This is a genomic window from Piscibacillus salipiscarius, assembly GCF_042685285.1.
GTDB classification, from domain to species: Bacteria; Bacillota; Bacilli; order Bacillales; family Alkalibacillaceae; genus Piscibacillus; species Piscibacillus salipiscarius.
Genome location: NZ_JBHUMZ010000048.1, coordinates 34493 through 50187, shown reverse-complemented (window position 1 = coordinate 50187; position 15695 = coordinate 34493). Strand labels below are relative to the sequence as shown.

General features: G+C 36.2%; 15 protein-coding genes. 2 read left to right on the top strand and 13 right to left on the bottom strand.

Translation table 11 applies throughout. The features are described from left to right. Nucleotides 1-28: 28 nt before the first annotated feature. Both ACFSW4_RS13510 and ACFSW4_RS13505 read right to left on the bottom strand, forming a co-directional pair. Complete coding sequence (locus ACFSW4_RS13510) at nucleotides 29-2089, bottom strand: thioredoxin domain-containing protein (protein ID WP_377329924.1); 2061 nt, start codon at nucleotides 2087-2089, stop codon at nucleotides 29-31. A 122-nt stretch (nucleotides 2090-2211) separates the two neighbouring features. Continuing rightward, nucleotides 2212-2439, bottom strand: a complete 228-nt coding sequence (locus ACFSW4_RS13505) for a DUF3892 domain-containing protein (RefSeq protein WP_377329922.1) — start codon at nucleotides 2437-2439, stop codon at nucleotides 2212-2214. A 116-nt stretch (nucleotides 2440-2555) separates the two neighbouring features. Between ACFSW4_RS13505 and ACFSW4_RS13500 the strand changes: the two genes are divergently transcribed. Then, on the top strand, nucleotides 2556-3395 hold the full coding sequence (locus ACFSW4_RS13500) for a protein-glutamine gamma-glutamyltransferase (RefSeq protein ID WP_377329920.1): 840 nt from the start codon (nucleotides 2556-2558) through the stop codon (nucleotides 3393-3395). Nucleotides 3396-3657: 262 nt separating this feature from the next. Here the strand turns inward: ACFSW4_RS13500 and splB are convergent, their stop codons facing one another. The 9 genes from splB to ACFSW4_RS13455 all read right to left on the bottom strand — a co-directional run bounded on the left by splB (nucleotide 3658) and on the right by ACFSW4_RS13455 (nucleotide 12370). Next, nucleotides 3658-4686: a spore photoproduct lyase gene (gene splB / locus ACFSW4_RS13495; RefSeq protein WP_377329918.1), complete on the bottom strand. Its 1029-nt coding sequence runs from the start codon at nucleotides 4684-4686 to the stop codon at nucleotides 3658-3660. Next, a complete protein-coding gene (locus tag ACFSW4_RS13490; RefSeq protein WP_054754284.1) occupies nucleotides 4679-4933 on the bottom strand; it encodes a transcriptional regulator SplA domain-containing protein in 255 nt (84 codons plus the stop codon). The genes splB and ACFSW4_RS13490 overlap by 8 nt, the downstream gene beginning before the upstream one ends. A gap of 76 nt (nucleotides 4934-5009) precedes the next feature. Continuing rightward, a complete protein-coding gene (locus ACFSW4_RS13485) occupies nucleotides 5010-5615 on the bottom strand; it encodes a class I SAM-dependent methyltransferase (protein ID WP_377329916.1) in 606 nt (201 codons plus the stop codon). A gap of 73 nt (nucleotides 5616-5688) precedes the next feature. Then, on the bottom strand, nucleotides 5689-7416 hold the full coding sequence (pabB, locus tag ACFSW4_RS13480; RefSeq protein WP_377329914.1) for an aminodeoxychorismate synthase component I: 1728 nt from the start codon (nucleotides 7414-7416) through the stop codon (nucleotides 5689-5691). Then, on the bottom strand, nucleotides 7413-7994 hold the full coding sequence (locus ACFSW4_RS13475) for an anthranilate synthase component II (RefSeq protein ID WP_054754292.1): 582 nt from the start codon (nucleotides 7992-7994) through the stop codon (nucleotides 7413-7415). Before ACFSW4_RS13475 ends, pabB begins: the two co-directional genes overlap by 4 nt. A gap of 252 nt (nucleotides 7995-8246) precedes the next feature. Then, on the bottom strand, nucleotides 8247-9194 hold the full coding sequence (gene mdh / locus ACFSW4_RS13470) for a malate dehydrogenase (RefSeq protein WP_377329912.1): 948 nt from the start codon (nucleotides 9192-9194) through the stop codon (nucleotides 8247-8249). Between the two features lie 24 nt (nucleotides 9195-9218). Then, on the bottom strand, nucleotides 9219-10490 hold the full coding sequence (icd, locus tag ACFSW4_RS13465) for an NADP-dependent isocitrate dehydrogenase (protein ID WP_377329910.1): 1272 nt from the start codon (nucleotides 10488-10490) through the stop codon (nucleotides 9219-9221). Nucleotides 10491-10569: 79 nt separating this feature from the next. Continuing rightward, nucleotides 10570-11685 (bottom strand): citrate synthase, encoded by a 1116-nt coding sequence (citZ, locus tag ACFSW4_RS13460; protein WP_377329908.1) that lies wholly within the window; start codon nucleotides 11683-11685, stop codon nucleotides 10570-10572. Between the two features lie 211 nt (nucleotides 11686-11896). Further along, nucleotides 11897-12370: a DUF441 domain-containing protein gene (locus tag ACFSW4_RS13455; RefSeq protein WP_054754295.1), complete on the bottom strand. Its 474-nt coding sequence runs from the start codon at nucleotides 12368-12370 to the stop codon at nucleotides 11897-11899. 44 nt (nucleotides 12371-12414) lie between these two features. Between ACFSW4_RS13455 and ytvI the strand changes: the two genes are divergently transcribed. Then, complete coding sequence (ytvI, locus tag ACFSW4_RS13450) at nucleotides 12415-13512, top strand: sporulation integral membrane protein YtvI (RefSeq protein WP_377329906.1); 1098 nt, start codon at nucleotides 12415-12417, stop codon at nucleotides 13510-13512. Here ytvI and ACFSW4_RS13445 read toward each other — a convergent pair. Together ACFSW4_RS13445 and pyk are read right to left on the bottom strand one after the other, a co-directional pair. Further along, nucleotides 13509-13904 (bottom strand): FxsA family protein, encoded by a 396-nt coding sequence (locus ACFSW4_RS13445; RefSeq protein ID WP_054754302.1) that lies wholly within the window; start codon nucleotides 13902-13904, stop codon nucleotides 13509-13511. The genes ytvI and ACFSW4_RS13445 overlap by 4 nt on opposite strands. Before the next feature lie 16 nt (nucleotides 13905-13920). Further along, complete coding sequence (gene pyk / locus ACFSW4_RS13440; RefSeq protein ID WP_377329903.1) at nucleotides 13921-15681, bottom strand: pyruvate kinase; 1761 nt, start codon at nucleotides 15679-15681, stop codon at nucleotides 13921-13923. Between the last annotated feature and the right edge of the window lie 14 nt (nucleotides 15682-15695).

The window sequence follows — 15695 nt, the reverse complement described above, 5'->3', positions numbered from 1 at the left end:
TAATTTTAACTAAAAAATAGTCCGTAATCTACTTAGAGATTAACTGATCGATTACTTCATTTATATTTGTGGTCGGTTGCCTACAAGTGAAGTTTTCACACACATAAATGGTCGTCTGTCCATGTAACGATATATAGTCTGTCGTAAAAGGTGCTATATGAGATAACTTCTTTTGCCTATCCGATTTAAGCCAACTGATATGAGGTAAAAAGTGATTCACTTTAAACTCCTCAAGCTTATCCCATGAAGAGTCTTGTCCCTCATCAATAACCACCACTTCTGCGGAAGGATATTCTGTTAATAATAAGCTAATTAAGAAGAAGGTACTTCCTTCAGGTATACGCGATAATGCAGGATAAAAAACATGATATAGATCGTCAACTAGATTCGCATACTCGGTATTTGCTGTTAATGATGACAATCTAGCTAATACGACTGTAGCGACACTATTACCAGATGGTACAGCCCCGTCGTGAATATCTTTTTCATTTGAAATGAGGGGTTCACTATCCTGACCTGTTAACACAAAACCTCCATGCTCATCATCCCAGAACAGTTCGTACTTGGCATCAGCTAGATTCTTAGCCTTACTTAAGTCATCAACTTCAAACTCGGCATCATATAACTCTAAATAAGCCCAAGCTAAATATGCATAGTCATCCAGATAACCTTTATATTTTACTTCTCCATCACGAAAACGCGCCATTAATCGTTTATTTTTGAAAAGGTTATTTTCAATGAACTCAGCTGCTTGTCGTGCACGTTCTATATATAAAGGCTTCTTAAAAATTTGACCTGCTTTAGCTAATGCTGCAATCATCATAGCATTCCATGAAGTTAAAATTTTATCATCTAAGTGAGGGTAAACTCTTGATTCCCTTGCCTCTAGTAACTTTGTTCGAGCTTGTTCAAGCTTTTCTTCTAGTTGTTCTAATGACATATTAAACTGATTCGCAATAGAATCAACGTTAGTATGAATCAAATTCGGAATATTTTTACCATCGAAATTTCCTTCAGTTGTTATGTTATATGTTGAACTATACAACTCTCCAAGTTCTTCACAAAGGATTTGGTCAATTTCACGTTTTCCCCATACATAATAAGCCCCTTCTTTACCTTCAGAATCAGCATCAATAGCTGAATAAAATGCACCTTCAGGACTTGTCATTTCTCTAAAAACAAATTCAATAATTTGTTCACTAATCCTTTTGTAATACTGATTACCGGTTAACTGATACGCTTCTACATAAGTCATTAAAAGTAAGGCCTGATCATAAAGCATTTTCTCAAAATGAGGAACTAACCATTCTTCATCCGTTGAATATCTGGCGAATCCAAATCCAATATGATCGTACAACCCACCTTTAGCCATTGAATATAACGTTTTTTCTACCATTTGACGGGCCATTAATTTACCAGTTTGCTTATAATATCTCATTAAAAACATTAAATTATGAGGTGAAGGGAATTTAGGTGCTCCTTCAAAACCTCCATGTAATGTATCAAAGGTTTTTCCTAATTCATGGAAGCCTTGATCAGCAGCATCTTTAGAAACCCGCTCCTCACCTTTATTAAAAATAACTTGATTAAGTGATGTCTTAACACTTTCAGTTACATCTTCAATTTGCTTAGGGTCGTTATGATAGGTCTCCGCTAAATATCCAATGACCTGCTTAATACTTGGTAAGCCATGTTTACTTTCTTTTGGGAAATATGTTCCAGCGTAGAAAGGAATTTGATCTGGCGTCATAAAAATGCTTAAAGGCCAACCGCCATGCCCATTCATTCTTTGGCATACCTTCATGTAAACAGCATCAATATCAGGACGTTCTTCACGGTCGACTTTGATGGCTACGAATTTTTCATTAATTTCCTTAGCGACCTCTTCATCCTCAAATGATTCATGAGCCATCACATGACACCAATGGCATGTCGAATAGCCAATACTTAAAAAGATTGGCTTATTTTCTTTCTTAGCCTTTTTAAATGCTTCATCACCCCATGGATACCAATCTACAGGATTGTATGCATGCTGCAGCAGATACGGTGATTTTTCATTAATCAATTGATTTGGTTTTTGGCTTGCCACAAGATCACCTACTCGTCTAAATTATGTCTATTACTATTTTAACTTACATCAAGAGCACTTCTCTACTCGTAAGCTAAGAAAAAGCACCAACCCAAATAGGCTGGTGCTCATTGTTTATTTTATTAAAATGTTTCAAGGTTATCTAAATTATTAGTTGGATCTCCATCAGCATTCCCACGTATGACCGGTCTACCATTTCTAGCTTCTCCTATATTGACTCCTGAAATGGTACCGTTTTGAATCTCATTTAATGCTTGCTGATAGTCTAATTCACGTCCACTAGACGTCTTAAAATGAGTGATGTCACCATCTTGGTCTTTTCTGACTGCGACAAACGTTTCTTGATTCATGTGATCACCCTCCTTATCCTATAGCATGTGTAAGTTGGTCATTTTTATTCATCACCGTTTGCACATGATATGAGTAATATAAACTAACACCTACTTCAGAACAGGAGCGTATTAGAATGATTAGAGTTTCGGGTGATTATCTTCAAAACGCAAATATGTTGACGCTTGATCCAATTGAAAAAGTCATCTTTAATCGATTATTAGAAGATCCTTTAACGTACGCTTATAGAAACCTATATGAATTAGAATTTGAAATCCAGCTAAGAAGCCAAATTATACACAGTGCAAAGTTAATGAACGATAGTCAAGCGACTTTCGAAGTATTTGCTCAATCTAGGCGCAATCCTGACTACTGGATTCGTACGATGATGGGTGGTTTTTTATTAAGGGCCGATGTTAATCCTTCAGACGCTATAAAAGATATCTATATTAATAGTGATCAATATGGATTTGAATGCGCAACCGCAATGCTGATCATCTATTATCACGCTGTTTTAAATACGATTGGCAAAGAGCTATTTAATCGAATTTTTAAATATCTTTACTTATATAGCTGGCATTCAGATTCAGACTTAAAATTACAAACCATTGATACCGACTTCTTAATTCCTGGAGACATTGTTTATTTTAAAAATCCCGATGTGAACCCTCAAACCCCTTGGTGGCAAGGAGAAAATGCTGTGGTATTAGAAGATGGTAGTTACTTCGGTCATGGAATGGGTATTACGTCTGCTGAACAGATTATTCATTTTTTAAATGAGAATAGAAAAGACAATAGCACACGATCGGCATACTTACACAAAACTGTAACAAGACCTAACTTCAGATATTTAGCGAATGTTTCATCTAATCGTAACCTCGATAAACCACAACTAGAAGTTATTCACCACGGTGAACCTTCCATATCAAGTAGTAAATATTTGTACTATTTAAATATGTTTTACTTGAAAAATTAAGTGGTTGTGAGATGGATAGTGGCTGAGATAATTGGTGATAAATTATAGTTTAAACAAACTATTTATGTGAAAACACAACCATTCCATAGTAACGCACTGTTAGTTGACATACACAAAGATTTTACCAGGGAAAGCGAGGCTAGCTAGACTCCGCAGAACGAAACAAAGTTGGAGTGCGAGGAGTCTTGCAGACCGCTCGCAGAAAAAGAAGTGTATGTCAACTGTAGTGTCCTAAAATCTAGGAAAAAATAAATATCTATATTTAAGTAAAATACTCAAATTTAGCTTCAGGAAAATAGTCAACTAAATACTTTCCTAATGTATTTTTCATATCCTCCTGCTCTTCGTTAGTATAAACATACTTCCAAATGCCGTATTTACCCCACTTTGGTTTACGTTTTGACTCATCAAGTTCTAACTTAGTCATTGGGTAGTTTTTCTCAATTGTCTTTTTAGCTGGCTTTGTAAAACGATGCTGAATGAATTCAAAAGTCAAATCGTTACGGGCATATTGTGGCAATAGCGCCTCTAATTTTTCGAACATTTCTTTATAGCCTTCCCTCCAGCCCTCATGAAGGTAAATCGGAGCGACAATAAAACCTAATGGATAACCCGCTTCAGCAACCTTTCTTGCTGCTTCTAACCGATCATCTAGCTTAGATGTTCCAGGTTCAAAATATTTAATTACATAGTCTGCATTGATGCTAAACCTAAAACGAGTCTTCCCATTGTGTTTTGCATCTAATAAGTGATCAACATGAGCGAATTTAGTCACAAAACGCAATTGTCCCAAATCAGATTCGCCGAAGTATTCAATTGCTCTTTTAAGTGTATGAGTTAAATGATCAATTCCAACAATATCTGATGTACAAGACGCTTCGAATCGTGTCATTTCTGGGGCCCGTTCCCTCATATATTGTTCAGCTTGATCAAAAACTTCCTCTACATTAACGTAGGTTCGAATATATGGTTTACTTCCCATTGTCGTTTGTAAATAACAATAATGACAATGCCCCATACATCCAGTCGCTAAAGGGATTGCATATTCTGCAGATGGCTTTGATGTATCAAACTTTAACGTTTTCCTTAGTCCAACAACTAATGTCGACTTAGCGACGCGATATCTTTGAAAGTGATTATCTCCAGGTAAGTTTCGAATATGGTTATGAGAAGTGGTTTCTCTTATTTCAATTCCCATATTCTCAAACTTATTTACTAATTCTTTACCTAAATCATATTCAAGTGCTCGAGGTTCAACATAGACAAGTTCAGGAACAAATGGCTTAACCATAAAAAGTCTCTCCATCTTGACCGAAGTAAAAATCGTAAGCCTCATTAGCTTCTTCTTCAGTTTTAAATACAGCAATTTGGTCATCTAAAGGATAATAGGTCTCATATAAAAATAGTGCCAATTCGCCTGGCTCGTCTGGATGCTCAACAACAGCAGCTTCTTGAACTTGAGCAACATTTTGAGTATGTGGGTTACGATACATAACGTAAACGATATCACCAGGCCGATATTCATTTTGGATTTCCATCTCTACACCTCCATAAAAATGGTACAAGCTATTATTTAGCCTGTACCATTAAAGGAGATTTATCCGATGTTACCATTCACTTATTAGGAGATAAAATTAACCTTCTCATAACCGATGTCATTAAGTATTCTTGCTTTTCGACTTCTAAATTGGCCTGGTATATATTTGAAATCGTTTTACGATTGACATTTACTCCAATTAAATTAACACTAACCGGATTAAAGAAATCTAACACTTTACCTATGAACTCATTTTCACTCCGCATATGTTCTAACATGACTATTTTTCCTTCAGGTTTAACCACTCGTCTAAGCTCTTTCAAACCTTTTACTGGGTGAGGTACAGAACAAAACACACAAGTGGAGACGATATAATCAAAGCTGTCATCGTTAAATTCGAGATTCTCAACGTCCATTTCATATAATTCAATTTCACAGGCTGCTTCATCTACCTTTTCACGGGCTCGATCAAGCATTTTCGAGCTAAAATCTATCCCAACAACTTCAGCTTCTTTTGGATAATATTTAAAATTAGTTCCAATACCAACACCGACTTCGAGTATTCGACCATTGACTCCTTTTAATAACTCTTTTCGCCAATCTTCTTTTACGAGATGATCCATGACTTCAAATTTACTTGATATTCGGTCGAATCGTTTTTTTATCTGTTCTGTATCTGCCATAACCCTGCACTCCTTTAATGTCTTGTATTTAATAAGTTACACATATTTATCACAGATAAACCACTCGTCATATTTATATAATCTCGTCTACTTTAATCCATCCCCTGACACTATTGATGAACCAAAATTCATCCACCATGCCTACTTCATTTCTAGACAATGAGCGCTCAGTACACTGATTTTCTCTTAACAATCGCTCTCTAAACGTACCAGCTAAGAGTCCGTCCGAAACAGGTGGAGTAAAATATTGCTCATTTATTTTATAAATAACGTTACCAGTTGTAAATTCAGTTACGTTATCATTCTCATTCCATAATAGAACATCATAAACGTCATTCCTTTGAAACGATTTATAAAAATCACGATAGGTCGTCTTGTGATAATAAAACATATTTGAAGCATCAATTGGTTTATTGGCTAATGCAACTTTAATCGTCGAAGGTGTACTTCCATATGGCTTGATTTCGTATTTGATATTACCTTCTCGATTTAAAAGCAGTCTAATAACATGTTCTTGATTAGGATGTTTGGATAAAATAGTTTTAGTAACTCTTTCGACCTCTTCTAGTTTGAAAGGAATTTTGAAAAAATGCGCTGATCTCTTCAACCTACTAATATGCTCATCGTAGTACTTGATTTGTCCATATTCTAATTTCATCGTCTCAAGTAATTCAAATTCAGTTCCTTGTTGCTTTAACACGTTCGATTTAGCTACTGTCTCTTCGTATTCATTTTCTGGAGTAGAATCCCAAGTAATGCCCCCACCTACACCATAGAAAGCCTTTTTATCTCGATGATCAACTAAAACAGTTCTAATTGGCACATTAAAAACTGCTTTTTGATCGGGAGTGATCATTCCAATGGCGCCACAATAAACTTCTCTTGGTGAGGTTTCTAATTGCGAAATAATTTCCATCGTACTAATTTTAGGTGCGCCAGTTATAGAACCGCATGGAAAAATGGCTTCGAAAATAGATGCTAGTCCGACATCACTTCGAGTTTTTGCGGTCACTGTTGAAGTCATTTGATAAACCGTAGGATAGGCTTCTATTTCAAAGAGCTTAGGCACTTTAACCGACCCCTTTTGGGCAATTCGTGATAAATCATTTCTAAGTAGGTCCACAATCATGACGTTCTCGGCTTGATCTTTTTTCGAATTTAACAGTTGCTTCTTACATAACTGATCATCTTCACCGGAATAACCTCTTTTGACAGTACCTTTCATTGGTTTAGTTTCAATACGATGACCGTCCCAGGCAAAGAATAATTCTGGTGACACCGAGATGATTTCAAAATCATTAAATTGTAAGTGACAAGTGTAGTTAGCCATTTGACTTTGTCTAAGCTGTTCATATAGCTGCCTAGTATTTAACTGGTCAAATAGTGCCACCAAACGAAAAGTATAATTAACTTGATAACTAATTCCTTGTTTGATTGCATCATGGATTGACTTAATAGCCTTAAAATAGCTTTCTGGCTTAGTATCACTTTGCCAGTTCATTTGTTGAAAATGTTCAGTCGGAATGTCATATAAATGATTTGTCTCTTTGTAAATCCCGAAATAAAGATAGGGTAACCTTACATCTTGATGTGTTCTCATTTTAGGGTTAAATGCCTGTGCCGCCTCATAACTGAGATAGCCAACACCATAATAACCATCTTTGGAATATTGCTCTATCTGTTCTAAAGCAGGTTTTACTTCATCTAAACGATTAGCCACCACATAATCTATTGGCTGCTCAAAAATATATGAATGTTCATCTAACCAATCGTGTTTGAAATGAACAATTTGTTTAGTCACTTATTCCACTCCCGGTATGTCTTTATAAAGTTATGAAGCATGGTTTGTCCTGAGGAAGTTAAAATTGCTTCTGGATGAAACTGTACACCTTCAATTGGATCTTTAGTGTGCCTTATTGACATGATTTCATATTGATTGGTCTTTCCAGTTACAATAAGCTCATCTGGCTTCGATTCAGGGTCAGCAATTAATGAATGATAACGGGTAACTTGAATGGGATTTTCAAGATTATTATATATCGATAGGCCGTCATGGAGGACGTCATCTGTCATTCCATGCATAGGACGATTAGCTTCTATAATGCACCCACCAAAATATTCGTAAATCATTTGAAATCCAAGACAAACACCTAAAATTGGAATTTTGCCTTTAAACATATCAATTACCTTTTTAGAAACGGCGTGTTCTTTAGGGTGACCAGGCCCAGGCGATAATATCACATAGTCAGGGATGAAGTTGTTGAAATAATTGAATGAAATGTCAGTATGGCTAATCGTTATAACCTCTTCATCTAAATCCTCTAACATGTGAACTAAATTATATGTAAATGAATCATCGTGATCAATCATTAAAATCATCGTTACCATCCTTACCTAGTCATGTGATTGAACTTTATTTTTGCTACGTGCATTAGTTTATATGAGACATTTTCAGCCACTTTTGAGACATTTTCAATTAAAAATTCGGTATCGAATTTTGTCGAAAACGTGAATTTATCTTAATTTATGAGACATTGAAGACGATATATAGGACATTCAAGGCAAAATATAGGACAAATTTACAAAAAAGCTCGAGGAAAGAAATCTTTCCTCGAGCTTTATTATACTTTATTATTCGTGATCCGCTAATACTTTCATGACGTTTTTAACCGAGTCAGCTGATTGATCTAGTTGAGCTTTTTCCTCTTCGGTTAAATCTAGCTCAATGATTTCCTCAAGTCCGTTTCCTCCCAAAATAGTAGGAACGCCTAGGTACATATCATTGTAGCCATATTCACCCTCTAAATAAGCAATTGAAGGAAGAATACGACGTTGGTCTTTCAAGATAGCCTCGACCATCTCCGTAATGGATGCAGCTGGTGCATAATAAGCAGAACCATTACCTAATAGACCAACAATCTCTCCGCCACCTTTACGTGTACGTTCAACAATCTCATCTAATCGCTCTTTAGAGATTAATTTTTCAATAGGGATACCGCCAGCAAACGAATAGCGAAGCATAGGAACCATATCGTCGCCGTGACCACCAAGAACGAAACCAGTAATATCTTTAACTGAAACATTTAACTCCTGCGCAATAAATGTTCTAAAACGCGATGTATCAAGTACACCGGATTGACCGATCACTCGATTCTTAGGAAAGCCAGCTTCTTGGAACACTGAGTAAGTCATCGCATCAACCGGATTTGTTAATACAATAATGTAACAGTCTGGTGAATACTTGACAATCTCTTTAGTAACTGACTTCATAATTTTTGAGTTCGTTGCAACTAAATCATCTCGGCTCATACCAGGCTTTCTAGCAATACCTGCAGTAATCACAACTACATCTGAACCTTTTGTATCTTCATAGTTTGATGTGCCAATAATGTTCGAATCAAAACCTTGAACAGGACTTGCTTCTAACATGTCTAACGCTTTACCTTTAGTTGGGTCTTCCATATCTGGAATATCCACCAAAACAACATCGGCTAGCTCTTTTTGAGCAACCATAAGAGCTGTTGTTGCACCTGTAAAACCAGCACCTATGACAGAAACTTTTCTTCGCTTAATTGTCATGAGCGTTCCTCCCAAAAAATATAATTAGTCCATATTTTTGATTAGCTCGTCACCGAATTCAGAACATTTAACTTCAGTAGCACCGTCCATTAGACGAGCGAAGTCATATGTTACAACTTTGCTAGCAATTGTTTTATCCATAGCTTTATGGATTAACTCACTAGCTTCTCTCCAGCCTAAGTGGTCTAACATTAATGTACCTGAAAGGATCACTGATGATGGGTTAACTTTATCCATTCCAGCATACTTAGGTGCAGTACCATGAGTTGCTTCAAAAATAGCATGACCTGTTTCATAGTTAATATTCGCACCTGGGGCGATTCCAATTCCACCAACTTGTGCAGCTAGTGCATCAGAAATGTAATCACCATTTAAGTTCATAGTCGCAACCACATCGAACTCTTTCGGGCGAGTTAAAATTTGTTGTAAGAAGATATCAGCAATCGCATCTTTAACGATAATGCGACCAGCATCCTCAGCTTCTTTTTGTGCTTGGTCTGCTGCTTCACGGCCTTTTTCTTCAACAATTTGATCATATTCTTTCCATGTGAATACCTTATCACCATATTCACGTTCAGCAAGGTCATAACCCCAAGCTTTGAAAGAACCTTCTGTAAACTTCATAATATTACCTTTGTGTACAAGTGTTACGCTCTTCTTACCTTCAGTAAGAGCATATTCAATCGCAGAACGAACTAGACGTTCCGTACCTTCTTTTGATACTGGCTTAATACCGATTCCTGAAGTTTCAGGGAAACGGATTTTGCTAACGCCCATTTCGTTTTGAATGAAGTCAATAACTTTTTTAACTTCATCTGTACCTTCTTGCCACTCAATACCAGCATAGATATCTTCTGTGTTTTCACGGAAGATTTGCATGTCTACATCTTCAGGACGCTTAACAGGAGATGGTACACCTGAGAAGTGTTTTACTGGACGTAGGCAAGTGAATAGGTCAAGCTCTTGACGTAATGCTACGTTTAAAGAACGAATACCGCCACCGATTGGTGTTGTTAAAGGTCCTTTAATTGCAATCTTGTATTCACGAATAGTATCTAGAGTTTCATTAGGTAACCATTCACCTGTATTATCTTTAGCTTTTTGACCAGCAAGAACTTCTTTCCATTCAATGCTTTTCTCACCATTATATGCTTTCTCAACTGCTGCTTCTAATACACGAGAAGCTGCTGCCCAGATATCTGGTCCTGTCCCGTCACCTTCAATAAAAGGAATAATCGCATTATTTGGTACATTCATTTTTCCATTTTCAACAGTAATTTTTTCACCTTTTGTCAATGTCATAACCTCCTAATTCTCGTTACACTTTATTTAGATTTAATAACATCACAAAAGCCGGTTTAAACCGGCTTTTGGTTTATCGCTTGTCAATTGGTGTATAAGTTTGCTTGTTAGGTCCAACGTATTCAGCACGAGGACGAATTAAACGGTTGTTATCATATTGTTCTAAAATATGAGCTAACCAACCAGATACACGGCTCACAGCGAAGATCGGTGTGAATAGATCATGATCAATTCCTAAGCTGTGATAAACAGATGCCGAGTAGAAATCCACATTAGCTGGTAGACCTTTATTCTCTTTAATATAGTCTTCAATTTTAACTGACATGTTGTACCACTTAGATTCACCAGTGATTGTAGTCAATTGTCTAGACATTTCTTTTAAGTGCTTCGCACGAGGGTCACCATTTTGATAAACGCGGTGTCCCATACCCATGATTTTTTCTTTATTAGCTAACTTTTCTTCAATGTATTCAATTGCTTTAGAGTCATCGCCAATTTCAGTTAACATCTTCATAACGCGCTCGTTCGCACCACCATGTAGAGGGCCCTTTAGAGCACCAATAGCAGCTGTTACACCTGAATAAACATCAGATAATGTAGCTACACATACACGAGCTGTGAATGTTGAAGCGTTTAGCTCATGGTCTGCATGTAATACTAATGCTTTATTAAATGCTTCTTCTTCAATGTTTTCAGGTTCTTTACCTTTAAGCATGTATAAGAAGTTAGCTGCGAAACCTAAATCAGTCTTAGGTGAAATAGGCTCTTCACCGTTACGGATACGAGCAAACGCAGTTACAATTGTAGGAATCTTAGCTTGTAAGCGAAGTGCTTTGCGACGGTTTGCATCTTGTTCCATCACGTCAGCCTCTTCATCATATAATCCAAGCATAGATACAGCTGTTCTTAGAGCAGCCATAGGATGTACAGTTTTTAAGTCATATGATTTTAAGTGATCAATCACTTCTTGAGGAAGACTCATGTTGTTGGCAAGTTCTTTTTTAAATGAGTCGAGTTCATTTTGTGTAGGTAGTTTTTGATTCCAGAGTAAGTAGATAATTTCTTCAAAGCTTGAATTCTCAGCTAAATCATCAATATCATAACCAACGTAAGTCAATTTGTCATCAATGATTGAACTGATGGAGGATTCGGTTGCAACGATTCCTTCAAGACCTTTAGGGTTTGCCATAGTATCTCTCTCCTTTTCCACAAATTAGTCATAGAGCAATAAGTGTATGCATAAATATACACTTTAATCTATTATTCCTCTAGCATAATTGTCCCACAGACCATTATAAACAAAATTCTAATGAATGTGAAATCTTTCTACTCAAAAATAATAATATCTTTAATGTCTGCATAGCTATTAAATATATTCCCTTGTAAATATTCCATTAAACTTAAGAGAATATCTTGATAATCGAATCTACAGTTTGCATCACTAAGTATGCAATACCGGCACCGATTAATGGTCCAACCGCGACACCTTGGAAAAACACAACAGCTAGTATTGTCCCGATTACTAATGCCGCTGTTAAATGTGGATCATTTGCTAATAAGTGGAGCCCATCTTTTGCAATGTAAGCAACAAACATACCAGCTAAAAGCGCAATCCAAGCGTAATAAGACTTAACACTTTGGACAAGCTCTTGAAAACCGATCTCACCTGTTGCAATTGGAACTAATACAGCAACGGTAATCACAACGACACCAAGAAATAATCCTTTAGATTCAAGAAAAGGAAATAGCTTATCATCCAAATTAAAAAGCTTAATTCCAAATAAGATATAGACCGCAATTAAAATAGCTTGGTTTTTAGCAATAAAGCCAAGTAGTAGCAAAATTAATAAAAACAAATTAGAAGATGTTAGCATCCTTAACCCTTCTTTCTAGATGGACAAGCGAAAGGAATAGTATGATGACAATTAATTACCTGAATTTCATAAAATTAATGATATGGTTATGTATAATTGGTTTAATTATCTATATGGTATTTCATCATTTATTTCCTTTTGCATTAAGTTTAATCATTGCTGTAATGATTAACCCGATCGTACAACTCTTACAGGACAAGCTTAACCTTCACCGAAAATTAGCTGTTTTAAGCGTACTCGTACTTATATTGTTTAGTTTTATCACGATTATAACTTTTAGTTTGATTGAGCTAGTCCATTTATTTCAGTATCTTACTCAAATTATGCCTCACAGCATTGAGGAAACGTTTAAAGCCATTCAATTGTGGAGCGAAAGAATCATAGATCGTTCATATGATCTAATGTCTTCGTTTATGAACTCTATACAACCACAATCTCAAGCGCTGCTTAAAGAGTTAATGAACGATATGGTTAATAGTGTCAAAGACTACAGTCAACATGTTTTAGTCAGTTTCTTTCAAAATACAATCAATACTCTAACGAACCTATTAAAAGGCAGCTATTTTGTGTTATTCATTTTAATCGGGACATTTTTTATCAGCTCAGATGGCCCTAAATGGCTCACTGAACTGAATGAAAAACTCCCGGGTAAAATGACAAATTATATTCATACCATTAAGGAAAGTTTCGTATCTTTGATTAAAAAATATGCCCTAGCTCAGCTCATCATTGTGTTCATCACAGGAGTTATTGTTTATTTTGGATTATTAATATTTGATGTTAAACATGCACTAGCAATTGCATCAGTTGCTATTTTTCTTGATCTCATACCTTTTATAGGCATAAGTGCTCTGTTTACACCGTGGATTTTATATTTGTTTTTTACTAATCATTATACTTTAACAGTCCAGCTTAGCATTTTATTTATACTTCTAATTCTTATCCGTAATATTATTGAACCTAAATTAATTGGTTCATCAATAGGTATCCACCCATTATTTTTAATTATGATTTTATTTGTATTTATGAAACTGTTTGGTTTCTTCGGTATTCTAATTGGTCCAATGGTTGCCGTAAGCATTAAAGCCTTATCACAGGCTGGAGCATTTACATCGCTAAAAAATTATCTGTTTGATGGTTAATAATTTCTAAACACTTTTATGGAACCTTTACGAAACATCTCAGAGACAATCTTTCTAATATAGATCTTAGCTGGTTTTCTAGTTTGCGGGATTAATAATAGAAATCCTATTGTATCTGTTACAAACCCCGGAGTAAATAACAGTACAGCACCAACTAATATAGCAATTCCATCTAAAATTTCATCAGTAGGAGCTCTGCCATGTGAAAGCTCAAACCTAGCACGGTTTAATGTATCAGTGCCTTGATATTTAGCTAAATAAGCACCTGCTAATCCTGTTAAGATAATACCAAATAAAACAAACCAAACATTAAATACGTTCCCTAACCAGACGAACAATGCAATCTCAACAGCTGATATAACAATAATTAAAAAGAATAAGATACGAAACATCCTAATTTCCCCTTTTTTAAATCACAGTTGTGCGACCTTGATATACATTTCCATTTGAAGGATCTATCGTAATTTCTTCACCATGTTGAATTTTGTTTAAAGCTTGATCGACACCAACGACTACCGGAATACCTACATTCAGTGCAACGACTGCAGCATGACTTGTAAGACCGCCTTCTTCTGTAATAATACCCGATGCTTTTTCTATAATTGGCATCATGTCACGATCTGTCGCTGATGTAACTAAAATATCGCCTTCATTAAAGTCTTTTTCCATACTCTTCAGGTCATTGGTAACAAAAGCTCTGCCAATCGCACCTTTTTGGCCAATCCCTTGTCCTTTAGCGACAACATTACCAACAATGTGCACTTTAATTAAATTAGTTGTTCCACTCTCTCCGACAGGAACTCCTGCGGTAATCACGACGCGGTCTCCGTGATGAAATAAGTTGGTCTCAAGCCCTTTGTCAATAGCGTGTGCTAACATTTCATCTGTTGATTCAACACGATGACCTTGAACGGCATGTACACCCCATACTAGACTGAGCTGACGACTAACATAAGCATGAGACGTCACTGCTATAATCGGCGCCTTAGGTCGATATTTAGATACCATACGAGCTGTATTACCACTCTCAGTAGGTGTAATAATTGCTTTAACTGATAAATCTTCCGCTAAACTTGCAGCTGAGTGACTAATGGCATCTGTAATATTGAAGTCAGTAGCAAGAGTTTGTTCACCTGAAAAAGCCTTGTTATTCAATGTTTTCTCGGTATAAACAGCGATGTTATACATCGTTTTAACCGCATCAACTGGATAATCACCTGCGGCCGTTTCCCCGCTTAACATAATGGCATCCGTTCCGTCATAAATAGCATTCGCAACATCACTTGCCTCAGCACGTGTAGGACGCGGGTTTCGCTGCATTGAATCAAGCATTTGAGTTGCTGTAATAACTGGTTTACCAGCTACATTGCATTTCTTAATCATTGTCTTCTGAATAAACGGAACTTCTTCTGCTGGTATTTCTACTCCTAAATCACCACGTGCAACCATAATTCCATCACTAATGTTAATAATCTGGTCTAGATTCTCAACGCCTTCACGATTTTCAATTTTCGGGATGATTTTAATATGATCTGCCTTATTCTTCTCTAAAAGTTCTCTAATTTCGAGTACATCTGAAGGTCTTCTAACAAAGGAGGCGGCAATAAAGTCAACATCCTGTTCGATACCAAATAAAATATCATTGGCATCTTTATCCGTAATACCAGGTAAATTTACTCTAACATTTGGAACATTGACACCTTTACGGTCTTTAATCACACCTGTGTTTAATACTTTAGTTACAATTTCTTGTTTATTTTTATTAACTTCCGTCACTTCTAATGCAATAAGTCCATCATCAAGTAGGATGTTTTTTCCTACTTCAATATCATCAATAAGCCCTTTATAACTAATGGTAAAACGGTCTTTATTACCTTTAAACTCTTCCATTGTAAGCGTGACTGTTGAACCCTTTTCAAGTTCAACTTCGTCTTCCTCAAACAAGCCAGTGCGAATCTCTGGGCCTTTTGTGTCTAAAAGAATGGCGATCGATTGCCCCATTTCTTCTGCAGCTTGTCTAATATTCGCAATACGCTGCTTTTGTTCTTCGTGATCACCGTGAGAAAAATTTAATCTTGCAACATTCATTCCTGCTTCAATTAATTGCTTTAATGTTTCAACTGACTCTGAAGCAGGTCCAATCGTACATACTATTTTTGTGTTCTTCATCATGATCCTCCTTA

Coding starts and splice junctions, on each gene's coding strand:
- ACFSW4_RS13505 (WP_377329922.1), bottom strand. CDS start 2,439: ATGAATCAAGAAACGTTTGTCGCAGTCAGAAAAGACCAAGATGGTGAC.
- ACFSW4_RS13500 (WP_377329920.1), top strand. CDS start 2,556: ATGATTAGAGTTTCGGGTGATTATCTTCAAAACGCAAATATGTTGACG.
- splB (WP_377329918.1), bottom strand. CDS start 4,686: ATGGTTAAGCCATTTGTTCCTGAACTTGTCTATGTTGAACCTCGAGCA.
- ACFSW4_RS13490 (WP_054754284.1), bottom strand. CDS start 4,933: ATGGAAATCCAAAATGAATATCGGCCTGGTGATATCGTTTACGTTATG.
- ACFSW4_RS13485 (WP_377329916.1), bottom strand. CDS start 5,615: ATGGCAGATACAGAACAGATAAAAAAACGATTCGACCGAATATCAAGT.
- ACFSW4_RS13475 (WP_054754292.1), bottom strand. CDS start 7,994: ATGATTTTAATGATTGATCACGATGATTCATTTACATATAATTTAGTT.
- mdh (WP_377329912.1), bottom strand. CDS start 9,194: ATGACAATTAAGCGAAGAAAAGTTTCTGTCATAGGTGCTGGTTTTACA.
- citZ (WP_377329908.1), bottom strand. CDS start 11,685: ATGGCAAACCCTAAAGGTCTTGAAGGAATCGTTGCAACCGAATCCTCC.
- ACFSW4_RS13455 (WP_054754295.1), bottom strand. CDS start 12,370: ATGCTAACATCTTCTAATTTGTTTTTATTAATTTTGCTACTACTTGGC.
- ytvI (WP_377329906.1), top strand. CDS start 12,415: ATGACAATTAATTACCTGAATTTCATAAAATTAATGATATGGTTATGT.
- ACFSW4_RS13445 (WP_054754302.1), bottom strand. CDS start 13,904: ATGTTTCGTATCTTATTCTTTTTAATTATTGTTATATCAGCTGTTGAG.
- pyk (WP_377329903.1), bottom strand. CDS start 15,681: ATGAAGAACACAAAAATAGTATGTACGATTGGACCTGCTTCAGAGTCA.